At 71.5% G+C, this 12,330-nt stretch carries 10 protein-coding genes; 2 read left to right on the forward strand and 8 right to left on the reverse strand.

Features of this window, described 5'->3' with window-relative positions:
• The 8 genes from AB0F71_RS39375 to AB0F71_RS39410 all read right to left on the reverse strand — a co-directional run.
• The coding region (locus AB0F71_RS39375) for a type I polyketide synthase (RefSeq protein WP_360245979.1) at positions 1–2,185 on the reverse strand (2,185 nt) is incomplete at its 3' end.
• 108 nt (positions 2,186–2,293) lie between these two features.
• Positions 2,294–2,695, reverse strand: a complete 402-nt coding sequence (locus tag AB0F71_RS39380) for a hypothetical protein (RefSeq protein ID WP_360245982.1) — start codon at positions 2,693–2,695, stop codon at positions 2,294–2,296.
• 224 nt (positions 2,696–2,919) lie between these two features.
• Positions 2,920–4,164 carry a class I SAM-dependent methyltransferase gene (locus AB0F71_RS39385; RefSeq protein WP_360245985.1) on the reverse strand — a complete coding sequence of 415 codons (1,245 nt, stop codon included), beginning with the start codon at positions 4,162–4,164 and terminating at the stop codon, positions 2,920–2,922.
• A 22-nt stretch (positions 4,165–4,186) separates the two neighbouring features.
• Positions 4,187–5,308 carry a DegT/DnrJ/EryC1/StrS family aminotransferase gene (locus tag AB0F71_RS39390; protein WP_360245988.1) on the reverse strand — a complete coding sequence of 374 codons (1,122 nt, stop codon included), beginning with the start codon at positions 5,306–5,308 and terminating at the stop codon, positions 4,187–4,189.
• Between the two features lie 5 nt (positions 5,309–5,313).
• Positions 5,314–6,618, reverse strand: a complete 1,305-nt coding sequence (locus AB0F71_RS39395) for an acyl-CoA dehydrogenase family protein (RefSeq protein WP_360245991.1) — start codon at positions 6,616–6,618, stop codon at positions 5,314–5,316.
• 81 nt (positions 6,619–6,699) lie between these two features.
• Complete coding sequence (gene rfbB / locus AB0F71_RS39400) at positions 6,700–7,683, reverse strand: dTDP-glucose 4,6-dehydratase (RefSeq protein ID WP_360245994.1); 984 nt, start codon at positions 7,681–7,683, stop codon at positions 6,700–6,702.
• 15 nt (positions 7,684–7,698) lie between these two features.
• Positions 7,699–8,577 (reverse strand): glucose-1-phosphate thymidylyltransferase RfbA, encoded by an 879-nt coding sequence (rfbA, locus tag AB0F71_RS39405; RefSeq protein WP_360245997.1) that lies wholly within the window; start codon positions 8,575–8,577, stop codon positions 7,699–7,701.
• Between the two features lie 143 nt (positions 8,578–8,720).
• Entirely contained in the window at positions 8,721–9,863 is a 1,143-nt protein-coding gene (locus tag AB0F71_RS39410) for a DegT/DnrJ/EryC1/StrS family aminotransferase (RefSeq protein WP_360246000.1), read from the reverse strand.
• A 237-nt stretch (positions 9,864–10,100) separates the two neighbouring features.
• Between AB0F71_RS39410 and AB0F71_RS39415 the strand changes: the two genes are divergently transcribed.
• Positions 10,101–10,901 carry a methyltransferase domain-containing protein gene (locus AB0F71_RS39415; protein WP_360246003.1) on the forward strand — a complete coding sequence of 267 codons (801 nt, stop codon included), beginning with the start codon at positions 10,101–10,103 and terminating at the stop codon, positions 10,899–10,901.
• 31 nt (positions 10,902–10,932) lie between these two features.
• Positions 10,933–12,108 carry a nucleotide disphospho-sugar-binding domain-containing protein gene (locus tag AB0F71_RS39420; RefSeq protein ID WP_360246006.1) on the forward strand — a complete coding sequence of 392 codons (1,176 nt, stop codon included), beginning with the start codon at positions 10,933–10,935 and terminating at the stop codon, positions 12,106–12,108.
• The last annotated feature ends 222 nt before the right edge of the window (positions 12,109–12,330 follow it).

Below are 12,330 nucleotides of genomic sequence, written 5' to 3' on the forward strand. Positions count from 1 at the left end.
GGTAGTGGGTGATGAGGGTGTGGAGGGTGGTGAGGTCGCCGGAGACGACGGTGTTGTGGGGGGAGTTGTGGGCGGCGATGGTGAGGCCGGGGGGAAGGGGGGTGATCTGGTCGGGGGGGAGGGGGATGGCGGCCATGCCGCCGGTGTCGGTGATGGTGTGGGCGATGAGGCCGCGGTGGGTGATGGTGCGGGCGGCGTCGTGGAGGGTGAGGGCGCCGGCGATGTGGGCGGCGGCTATTTCGCCTTGGGAGTGGCCGATGACGGCGTCGGGGTGGATGCCGTGGTGTTGCCAGGTGCGGGCGAGGGCGACGGTGACGGCGAAGATGGCGGGTTGGACGACGTCGACGCGGTTGAGGTCGGGGGCGCCTGGTTCGGCGCGCAGGACGTCGAGGAGGGACCAGCCGGTGTGGGGCCTGAGGGCTTGGTCGCAGGCGTGGAGGTGTTCGGCGAACACGGGTGAGGTGTCCATCAGGGCGAGGCCCATGCCGGGCCATTGGGTGCCGTGGCCGGGGAACACGAACACCGTCTTCCCCGGAACACCGGTGGTCCGGCCGGTCACCGCCAGGGGCGCCGGGTCCTCGCCGGCCACCGCCGCCAGGCCGTCGAGGAGTTCCTCGCGGTCGGAGCCCAGGACGACGGCGCGGTGCTCGAACGACGAGCGCGTGGTCAGCAGTGACCAGCCGACCTCGACGGGGTCGAGCCGCCGCTCCTCGACGGCGGTCCGCAGGGCGGCGGCCTGCGCGCGCAGCGCGGTCCGGTCCCGTGCCGACAGCACCCACGGCACGACCCGCCCGTCGGCGGCCCCTGCCCCGGCCGTCGCCCGGGCCCCGGTCGCGGGCTCCGCCTCCGGTGCCGGGTCCACGACCGGCTCCCCGGCCGTCCGGGGCGGCTCGGTGACCACCACGTGGCAGTTGGTACCGCCCATGCCGAACGAGTTGACCCCCGCGACCAGCGGCGCGTCCGGCCGCGGCCACGGCCCCGGCTCCGTGCGCACCTCGATGTTGAGCGCGACCGGGTCGATCATCGGGTTGGGCGTCTCGTAGTTCAGGCTGGCCGGGAGCCGGCGGTGCCGCACGCTGAGCGCGGTCTTGATCAGGCCGACGATCCCCGCCGCGCCCTCCAGGTGGCCGACGTTGGTCTTGGCGGAGCCGACCTGCAGCGGCCCGTCCGTGCGGGCGGTGGCGAGCGCGGCGCTCACCGAGGCGGCCTCGACCGGGTCGCCCACCTTGGTGCCGGTGCCGTGGAGTTCCACGTACTGGACGGAGCCGGGGGCGAGGCCGGCCCGGTCGTGGGCCAGGCGCATGACGTCCCGCTGGGCGTCGGCGCTGGGCACGGTCAGGCCGTCCGTCGCCCCGTCGTTGTTCATCGCGGAGCCGCGGATCACGCAGTAGATCCGGTCGCCGTCGGCCACCGCCCGGGCGAGCGGCTTGAGGACGACGAAGCCGCCGCCCTCGCCCCGGACGTAGCCGTTGGCGCGGGCGTCGAAGGTGTAGCAGCGGCCGTCCGGCGAGAGTCCGCCGAACCGTTCGGTCTCCACCGCGGTCGCCGTCGCGAGGTTGAGGTTGACGCCGCCGGCCATCGCCACGTCCGACTCACCGGACAGCAGGCTCTCGCAGGCCAGGTGCACCGCGACCAGCGCCGAGGCCTGCGCGGCGTCCACGGTGAGGCTCGGTCCGCGCAGCCCGAGGGCGTAGGAGATCCGGTTGGCGATGATGCCGCGGCTGGTGCCGGTCAGCGAGTGCTGGTCGACGGCTTCGGGGCCGTGGTCGTGCAGCAGGGCGGCGTAGTCGTCACCGATGGCTCCGACGAAGACGCCGACCGCCCGGCCGGCCAGGTCGGCGGGGACGGTCATCGCGTCTTCGAGGGATTCCCAGGCGAGTTCGAGCATGAGTCGCTGCTGCGGGTCCATGCTCGCCGCCTCGCGGGGCGAGATGCCGAAGAAGGCCGCGTCGAACCGGTCGACGCCGTCGAGGAACGCGCCGTGCCGGAGCCCGGCGGTCCGGCCGGCCTCGCCGCGCCAGCGGTCGGGCGGGGTCGCCGAGACGGCGCTGCGCCCGTCCGTGAGCAGCTGCCAGAACGCGGCCGGGTCCGGTGCCTGGGGCAGGCGGCAGGACAGTCCGACGATGGCGATCGCGGCGCCCTGTTCGGGGAGGGCTCCCCCGGGGACGGTGAAGTCGTCGGGCATGGGTCCTGGCCGCCTTCCTCGTACAGCTGAACATCGTCGGGTGACATGGGGAAACCGAGCGGCCAGGTCATTTCCTCGCCGCTCGGGGAAACGCCGGAACCGTGCGGCTCAGTCCTCCATGGAAATGGTCGCCACGCAGATCGTGGTGTGCTCGTCGGGCCGTTCGACGAACTTGAACGTCCGCGTTCCCGTCTTTCCGGCGTAGCGCCCGCTGACGCCGATCGCGGGGAAACTGTTGACGCGGAACTCGGTGCCGTTCGGGTCCTCCTGGGCGACCGGGCCGGTCCAGCTGATGACCCCGTCGGCGAGCGTCTCGGTGGCGGTCATCAGCTGCATCAGGCTGCCGTCCGCGGGGTTGCCGTAGACCACCGCCATGCCCTCCGACGTGGACACCAGCGTGCCGTCCGCGTCGTAGAGCTCCTCGGTGAACGTCAGGTGGTGCCCGACTCCGGGCCGGGTCTCGCGGTGCACCGTGGTGTGGCAGACCTCGTGGAGATTCTCCAGATACATGGAATTCCGTTCTCCGTTCCGGACGGTGGCGGCGGACCGGCACTTCCGGGCCCGTCAGGAAATCATGGTCAACAGGCCTTAAACGGTCCTAAGAGCGGAGTGCCCGCGGGGGCGCGGGACGGGAATTCGGGGCGGTGCCGAGCCGCGTGCGACAGCGGAAAGCCGCGGCGGACAGCACGGGCGCTTCGCGCGCCCGGTGTCCGCCGCGGCCGGGTGTTCCGCCGTCAGATCACGTGGACTTCGGGCACGTACAGGATCCAGCGGCCACCGGCCTGCTGGAACTCCTGCTCCTTGGCCATGATCTCCTCGGCGTGGTTCCAGGCGAACAGCAGCGCGTAGTCCGGGTAGGAGTCGCTGAAGGCCGCCGGCGGCCGGACCGGGATGTGCATGCCCGGCGTCAGGCGGTTCTGCTTGTCCGGCGTGGTGTCGCAGACGAACTGGACGAGATCGGGGCCGATCCCGCAGAAGTTCGTCACCGTGGCGCTCTTCGCGGTCGCGCCGTATCCGACCACGGTGCGGCCCTCCGCCCGCAGCCGGGTCAGCAGCGCCAACAGGTCGTCCCGGATCGCGGTGACGTTCGCCGCGAACGCCCGCAGGGTGGCGAGTTCGCCGAGCTGCTGCGCGGCCTCCTCGGCGAGCAACCGGCCGACGGCCTCGGACGGGGTGCGGGCGCCCTGGCGGGCGAGCCAGTACCGCACCTCGCCGCCGTGCACGGGCAGGCGGTCGACGTCCACCAGTTCGAAGCCGAACCGCTGGGCGGCGGCCTGCACGGAGCCGGCCGAGAACACGAAGAAGTGCTCGTCGTAGATCTGGTCGAAGGACGTCTTGGCGACCACGTCGCCGAGGTACGGGTCCTCGAACACGAACACGCCGTCGGGCGAGAGCAGCGCGTCGACGCCGCGGAACACCGACTCCAGGTACGGGATGTGGCACATGGTGTTGGCGGCGTAGATGACGTCCGCCGGGCCCTCGGCGGCGTGGACGGCCGAGGCGGTGGCCTCCTCGAAGAAGTCGGTGCGCACCCGCACCCCCTTCGCCTGCGCCACCTTGGCGACGCCGGTGGAGGGTTCGAACCCGAGGTGGCGCACGCCCGCGTCCTGGACGGCCTTCAGCATGATGCCGTCGTTGCAGCCGATCTCCACCACGAACGGGTCGGGCCCGGTGAGTTCGGTGTCGAGCAGGCGCTGCGCGAGGCCGGCGAAGTGCTCGCGCATGACGGAGGAGCCCGACGAGTGGTACGGGTACTCCTCGTGGAACATCAGGTCCCGGGGGACCTCCTCGGTCAGCTGGACCATGCGGCAGCCGCCGCACTGGCCGACGGCGAGCCGGTAGAAGAACTCGCCGTCCGTGCGGCCGGGTTCGAGGAACCGGTCGGACAGGGGTTGGCGGCCCAGGTCGAGGAACTCCGTCACCTCGCCGCCGCAGACGCGGCAGGCGACCGGTGCGGTCACATCGGCTGGATCGGTCATGATCGAACTCCTTCGCGGTGAGTCAGAGCTCCGTCAGTACCTCGCGCAGCGCGCTGATGACCTTGTCCTGGAGATCCGGGGGCAGTGACGGGTACATGGGCAGGGAGAAGACCTCGTCGGCGAGGCGTTCGGTGACCGGCAGCGAGCCCGGGGCGTAGCCGAGCTTGGCGAACCCGCTCATGGTGTGGACGGGCCACGGGTAGCTGATGTTCAGCTCGATGTCGTGCTGCTTGAGCCGGTCGATGATCTCGTCGCGGCGCGGGTGGCGCGCGACGTAGACGTAGTAGACGTGTTCGTTGCCGGGGGCGACGGCGGGCAGGAGCAGGCCGCCCGGTCCGGTGAGGTCGCCCAGTCCCTCCTGGTAGCGGCGGGCGATCTCCCGGCGGCGCGAGACGTAGGTGTCGAGCCGGGGCAGCTTGGTGCGCAGGATCTCGGCCTGGAGTTCGTCGAGCCGGCAGTTGTGCCCGGGGGTCCGGACGACGTAGTAGACCTTGTCCATGCCGTAGTAGCGCAACTGGCGCAGGTCCTTGGCGAGGTCCGGGTCGTCGGTGAGGACGGCTCCGCCGTCGCCGTAGGCGCCGAGCACCTTCGTCGGGTAGAAGGAGAACGCGGCGATGTCGCCCATCGTCCCGGCGAGCCGGCCGTTCTGGCGGGCGCCGTGGGCCTGCGCGCAGTCCTCCAGGATCGCCAGCCCGTGCTCCGACGCCAGCCGCCGCAGCGGCTCCATGTCGACGCACTGGCCGTACAGGTGGACCGGCAGCAGGACCTTGGTGCGCGGGGTGATCGCGGCGGCGACCTGCTCGGTGTCCATGAGGAAGTCCTCCTCGCGGACGTCGACGAAGACCGGTGTCGCGCCGGTGCCGTCGATGGCGAGCACGGTGGGCGCCGCGGTGTTCGAGACGGTGATCACCTCGTCGCCGGGGCCGACGCCGAGCGCCTGGAGCGCCAGTTTGAGGGCGTTGGTCCCGTTGTCGACGCCGACGCACTGCGCCAGGCCGTGGTACTGCGCGAACTCGGCCTCGAAGCCGTGCACGCTTCTGCCGAGGATCAGCTGTCCGGACTCCAGCACCGTCTCGACGGCCGCGAGCAGGTCCGCCTTCTCCTCCCGGTACTCCGGAAGGTAATCCCATACACGAGTCGTCATGATCCTCACCGTGACATCGGGGCAGGATGCGGAGCATCCACGGATTTTCCGTCCTTGGTGGCGCGGGTCGCCCAGGCGCTCATGTAGTCGTTGTCCCGCTCGATGCCGAGCGCCTGGGTGCTCAGGAAGTCCACGGCGTCGGCGTAGGCGTACGGCTGCATGAACCCGCCGGCCCGCACGTCCCGGTAGAGCCGGGACAGCGGGTGGGCCGCGGTGAACGACGCGCCGCCGACCAGGGTGAGGCAGTCGTTCACGATTCCGGGGGCGAGCTGGTTGACGATCAACTTGGCGCACTGGAACGGCTGCATCATCTGCCGGCCGCGCTCGGCGGGGTCCCCGCCCAGGTCCGCGCTGCGGGCGTCGGCCGTGGTGAGTGCGGTGGCGGCGGTGGCGCGCAGCGCGTAGAGGCGGGCGCTCAGTTCGGCGACCAGGGTGCGCGCGGCGGCGGGCGCCGGCTCCGAGCGGCGTACGAGCGCGGCCACCGCCAGGTCGTAGGCGGCCTGCGCGACACCGACGTAGGCGCCCAACATCCCGATCGAGCTGACCGTCTGCCCGGCGAGCACCGCGTCGTTGCGGGCGCCGACCAGGTCGCGGACGAAGACGTCCTCGGCCGGGATCGGACAGTCGTCGAAGACGATGTCGACGGTGCCGGAGGCCCGCATCCCCAGGCCGTCCCAGTTGTCCAGCACGCTGAACCCGGGAGTGTCGCGGGTGACCACCGGGGACACCAACCGGGGCGCCTCGCCGGGCAGTTCCGTCTTCGCGTTGATGACGAAGTGGGTGCCGATCGGCCCCATGCTCACCAGGGTCTTGCGGCCGGACAGCCGCCAGCCGCCCGCACCGTCGGGAGTCAGCCGGGTGACCGCCGTGTGGTGGTCCTTGATGCCCGAGCACACGACGGCCTCGCCGGCGACCATCATCCGCAGCAGCCGTTCGGCGAGGGCGCGGGCCGCCGGGCCGCCGTGCCGCCACTCGTAGCCGAGGGTGATGCCCCGGCTGAACTGCATGTGCAGCGCGAGCGCGGTGGAGGCGTCGGCGTGGCCCACGCGTACGAGCGCGGTGGCGACGTCGTACAGCCGATCCACCCCCAGACCGCCGAGTTCGGCCGGCACCGTCGCGCCCATCAGGCCGTCCTTGCGGAAGGCGTCGAAGATCGCGGTGGGGAAGGTGCCGGTGCGGTCGTGTTCCGCCGCGGTGGCCCGGATCTGCGGCAGGTAGCCGGCGAGCCGGTCGACCAGGGCGCGGCCCGCGGGGGTCACCGGTTCGTGGAGCCCCGTTGGCGGGGCCTGGTGTGCCGTCGGTGTGGACATGGTGTGCTCCGTACTCTTTCCGTCGGCGGTCATCGGCGTTCGGTGCTTCCGGCCGGCCCGGGCGTGGCCCGCGGCCGGCCGCTACTTCTTCAGCGGTTCCCACCAGGACCGGTTGTCGCGGTACCAGCGGACCGTGTCGGACAGCCCCGACTCCAGGCCGATGCGCGGCCGGTACCCCAGTTCGGTGCGGATCTTCGTCCAGTCGACCGAGTAGCGCCGGTCGTGTCCCGGACGGTCGGCGACCTGCCGGACGGCGGACCAGTCCGCGCCCAGCTCCTTCAGCAGCCGGACGGTCAGGTCGCGGTTGGAGAGCTCGGTGCCGCCGCCGATGTTGTAGACCTCGCCGGGCCGGCCGCCCTCCAGCACGAGCTGGACCGCGCGGCAGTGGTCGTCGACGTGCAGCCAGTCCCGGACGTTCCCGCCGTCGCCGTACAGCGGGACGGGCAGGCCCTCCAGCAGGTTGGTGACGAACAGTGGGACGACCTTCTCCGGGAACTGGTACGGGCCGTAGTTGTTCGAGCACCGGGTCACGGAGACCGACAGCCCGTGGGTGCGGTGGTAGGCGCGGGCGAGCAGGTCGGCACTCGCCTTGGAGGCCGAGTACGGCGAGTTGGGCTCCAGCGGCTGGTCCTCCGTCCAGGAGCCGGCCTCGATCGAGCCGTACACCTCGTCGGTGGACACCTGCACGACCCGTCCGACGCCCGCGTCCAGGCAGGCCTGGAGCAGGGTGTGGGTGCCCTGCACGTTGGTCTGCACGAAGTCGTCGGGGCGACTGATCGAGCGGTCGACGTGGGACTCCGCCGCGAAGTGCACGACGACGTCCGCGCCCGGCAGCACTTCGGTGAGCAGCCCCGCGTCGCAGATGTCGCCGACCACCAGCTCGAACCGGCGGTCGGCCGAGACCGGCGCCAGGTTCTCGGTGTTCCCGGCATAGGTCAGCTTGTCCAGGACGGTGACCCGGGCGTCGGCGAACGCCGGGTAGGCGCCGGTGAGCATCTGCCGCACGTAGTGCGACCCGATGAACCCGGCACCCCCGGTGACCACCACGCGTTGGTTCGACGACATGTCCCAGTACCCGTCTCAGTCGGTCTTGCCCGATATCGCCATGACGTACCGGCCGTAGCCGGACTTCTGGTGCTTGCTGCCCAGCGCGTAGCAGGTGTCCGCGTCGATGTACCCGAGGTTGAGCGCGATCTCCTCCAGGCAGCCGAGCCGTACGCCGCGCTGCTCCTCGGCCCGGACGAAGGCGGCCGCGTCGAGCAGGCCGTCGTACGTGCCCGCGTCCAGCCACCTGGTGCCGCTGTCCAGCGAGTGGATGCGGGCGCGGCCCTGGGCGAGGTAGGCGCGGTTGACGTCGGTGATCTCCAGTTCGCCGCGTGCCGACGGGGTGATGTCGCGTACCACGTCGACGACGTCGCCGGAGTAGACGTACAGGCCCGTCACGATCTCGGAGCCGCGCGGCTGGGCCGGCTTCTCCTCCAGGCCGATCAGGCGTCCTGCGGCGTCCTTCTCGGCGACGCCGTAGGGGCGCGGGTCCGGCACGGTGTGTCCGAACAGGGTGGCGCCGTCGGCCTCGGCCAGGCTGCCGGTGAGCAGGCCCGGCAGGTTCGGGCTGGAGAAGATGTTGTCGCCCAGGATGAGCGAGACCGGTCCGGTGCCGATGAAGTCGGCGCCGATCCGGAGGGCGTCGGCGATTCCGGCGGGCTGCCACTGCTGGGCGTAGGTGATGTCCAGTCCGAGTTCCGCGCCGTCGCCGAGGACCTTCCGGAACATCGGGGCGTCGGTGGGGGTGGTGATGACGAGGAATTCCCGTATCCCGCCGAGCATCAGCGTGGACAGCGGATAGTAGATCATGGGCTTGTCGTACACCGGGAGCAATTGTTTGGAGAAGGCGACGGTCAGCGGATGGAGCCGAGAGCCTGTTCCCCCGGCCAGAATTATTCCCTTCACGGGCGGCACCTCTGCTACCTGGGATCGGGCGTCTGAGTACTGGGAGCGAGCGTTTTTCGGTCGTTCACATGGTCGGTCGCGGCCGTTCGGACGTTGTCCTGTTCACGGTCGCCGGGTCCGCTAAAACCGGTCTTGCCCCCGGCTAGGGCGGGTCAGCGGCGGGACTCGACCGACTTGATGACCTCGCGCGCGACCAGGTCGACCTCCTCGTCGAGCAGGTCCTGGTGCGCGGGCAGCAGCAGGGCGGTGTCCGACACGATGTCGGTGACCGGCAGCACGGTCTGCGTGGCGCCGTACCGCTGGACCCGGTGCAGCGGGTAGTAGCGCCAGGAGGTGTAGATCCCCTGGGCGAGCAGGTCCTCGCTGACCCCGTCGCGGATCTCCTGGGAGTCGAACCGCAGCCAGTAGAAGTAGTGGGTCGACTCGTGGCCCGGCGGCACGGCACACGGGGTGCGGACCCCCGGCACGTCGGCCAGCGCCCGGTCGTACCGCTGGGCGATGGCGCGCCGCCGCTCGACGAACCCGCCGAGCCTGCGCAACTGCACCATGCCCATCGCGGCGGTCATGTCGTTGCCGACCAGGCGCCGCCCGATGTCCTCCACCTCGAAACTCCACCACAGGTGCTTGGACTTGGCGGCGGTGGTGAACGAACTGCGGTCCTCCAGGCCGTGGTAGGCGAGGCGGCGCGCCCGGCGGGCCCCCTCCGGGTCCCGGACGTACAGCATGCCGCCGTCCCCGGTGGTGATGACCTTGCGGGCGTCGAAGCTCCAGATGCCGTAGTCCCCGAAGGTGCCGCACCGGCGGCCGTGCGCGCTGGAGGCGACCGACACGGCCGCGTCCTCGATGAGGGCCACGCCGCGCTCCGCGCAGAGCGCGGCGATCTTCTCCACCTCGCCGGGGTAGCCCCCGTAGTGCAGGACGATCACGGCCTTGGTCCGGGGGGTGAGCACGGCGAGGACGTCCTCGACCCGGGGGTTGAGGGTTTCCTCGTCGATGTCGCAGAACACCGGACGGGCGCCGGCGTCGACCACGCAGTTGGCGTTCGCGATGAAGCCGTTCGACGGCAGCACGACCTCGTCGCCCGGCCCGACGCCGAGCAGGTCCATGGTGAGGAACAGCCCGGAGGTCGCCGAGTTGAGGAACAGCACGTGGTCGGCCGAGACTCCGAGGTGCTGCGCGAACAGCTCCTCGAACTCCTCGGTCCGCGGCCCGTACCCGAGCCACTTGCTGTCGAACACGGCGCTGATCGCGGCGAGTTCCTCCGCCCCGATACTTGGCTGGGTCACATTTATCATTACGCGTCTCCAGATCGAGGGGTACGGTGGTCGGCGGCGGCTCGGATGGCGTGCCGACAACCGCCGGGCGGTGCACATGGACAGGCCGAGTTTCGGGCGTCCGGCTAAAGGTGTCCTAAAGCTCGGCCGAGCCCTCCGGTTTTAGGGGTACTTCAGTCGGCCGGGATATCCGTTGGGAGATCACCAAGGTTCCCGGCCGGGCGAGCGCCCGGTCGTCCAGCGCACCCCGGAGGTAGCATGGCCGAGAGCGTCGGCGCGGTCGACAATGCGGTTTTCGACGAGCGCCTTGCCAATTTCCAGAACTGGCAGGAAACCCCGTGGGGGCAGCTGCGCTATTCGGTGGTGGCGGCCAACCTGGCCCGCCACCTGGGCGACGGACCGCTGCGCGTGCTGGACGTCGCGGGCGGCAACGGCAAGGAGGGTGTCCGGCTCGCGCTGGCCGGCCACCGGGTGACGATCTTCGACGTGGCGCCGGTCTCCCTCGACGGGGCGCGCAAGCTCGCCGAGGAACGCGGGGTGACCGACCGCGTCGACGTCCGCGAGGGCGACGCGCACGATGTCCCGAAGCTCTTCGCGGGCCAGGAGTTCGACCTGGTGCTCTGCCACAACCTGCTGCAGTACGTGTCGGACCGGGCCGAGGTCTTCCGGGGCATCACGACCCTGCTCACGCCGGGCGGCCTGCTCTCCGTGGTCTGCCCCAACACCTACGCGGTGCCGCTGGAGGCCGCGGTGCGCGAGCTCGACCTCGAGGCGGCCCTGCGCGCCGTCGACGCCCGGACCAAGCCCAACGTGGTGTACGGCAAGGACATCGACGTCCTGACCGCCGACGAGATCGCCGGCCTGTACCGCGAGTCCGGCCTCGACGTCGTCGGCACGCACGGCGTGATGAACGTCTGCAACCTCATCGCGGACAACGACATCAAGCACGACCCGCAGTTCTTCGCCCGGCTGGAGGAGCTGGAGATCGCCCTGGCGGGCCGACAGCCCTACCCGTCCACCGCGCGCATGTTCCACCTCATCGGGCGTCGTCCGAGTTGACGGCCGCCGGCACCTGCGAAGGGATCCTGTCATGCGGGTTCTGATCACCGCGGCCACCTTCCGGTCGCACCTCTATCCGTTGGTCCCGCTGGCGTGGGCACTGCGGGCGGCGGGCCACGACGTGCGGATCGCCGTCCAGCCGTCGCTGGTGGGCGACGTCACCGCCGCCGGCCTGCCCGCCGTCGAGGTCGGCCGCGGCCCGGACTTCATGAGCGAGCTCAAGAAGTCCGTCGAGTCGGGCGGCGGCACCCCGCCGGGCACCGCGCCGAGCATCGAGAAGATCGTCGTGCCGCACATCCGGATCGCCGAGGCGGTGGTGGCCGACCTGCTCCCGTTCGCCCGGAACTGGAAGCCGGACCTGGTGGTGGCGGACCCGGCCGCGTTCGCCGCGCCCGCGATCGCCAAGGCCGCCGGGGTCCCGCTGGTCCTGCACACCTGGGGGCCGATGCCGCACCAGCTGTGGGCCGACCTCACGTCCGAGCGCGCGGTGCGCGAGAACTGGCCCAAGGACCTGGTGGCGTTCCTCGACACCTGGAACGTCGAACTCGGCCCGGACTACGCGGACCTCGTGGTGGACCCCTGTCCCGAGGAACTGCTCGCGATCCGGATGGCCAAGCGCCAGGAGGCGCGGTACGTGCCGTACAACGGCGCCGCCGTCACCCCGGCCTGGCTGGACGAGCCGAAGCGACGGCCGCGGGTCTGCATCACCTGGGGCACCACCAGCGAGTTCATGGGCCCGGAGGTGCTGCGCCCGCCGCTGCTGGCGATCGAGGCGCTGGCCGGCCTCGACGTCGAGATCGTGGCGGCGCTCGGCAAGGCCGGCCGGGAGCTGCTCGGCGACGGGAGCGAGCAGGTCCGGGTGGTCGACTGGATGCCGCTGTCGATGCTGATGCCGACCTGCGACGCCCTGATCAGCCAGGGCGGCCCCGGGACGGTCCTGGCCGCCCTCGTCAACGGGGTGCCCCAGGTGGTCGTTCCGCAGATCAGCGCCCAGCCGCTCGGCGCCGAACTGCTCACCAAGAGCGGGGCGGGCCTGACGCTCAGGCCCGACGAGCTCACCGCCGAGTCCGTCGTCGAGGCCGTCACCGAACTGCTCGAGGGCGGCTCGGTGGGGCCCGCCGCCCGGGTGCTCGCCGAGCGGAACGCCGCCCGGCCCGACCCGACGCAGCTGGTCGCCACGCTCGGCGCCCTGGCGGCCGGTCGGTAGGAGCGCGGTTGGTAGGAGCGCGGTCGGCCGGGGCCGGCCGGGCGGGGGCGGTGCTCAGCCGTCCGTGCCCGGCCGGCCCCGGTCCGTCGGTGCCCGCCTGTTCGGCCTGTCGGTGCCCGGTCCGTCGGTGCCCGCGGTTCGGCCCGTCCGTGCCCGGACCGCGGACGAAGGGCCCGCCCCCGGCCTCCTGGATGTCAGGAGGCCGAACTAGCCGCCCATCCG

This window comes from Kitasatospora sp. NPDC028055, assembly GCF_040637885.1.
Taxonomy (GTDB): Bacteria; Actinomycetota; Actinomycetes; order Streptomycetales; family Streptomycetaceae; genus Kitasatospora.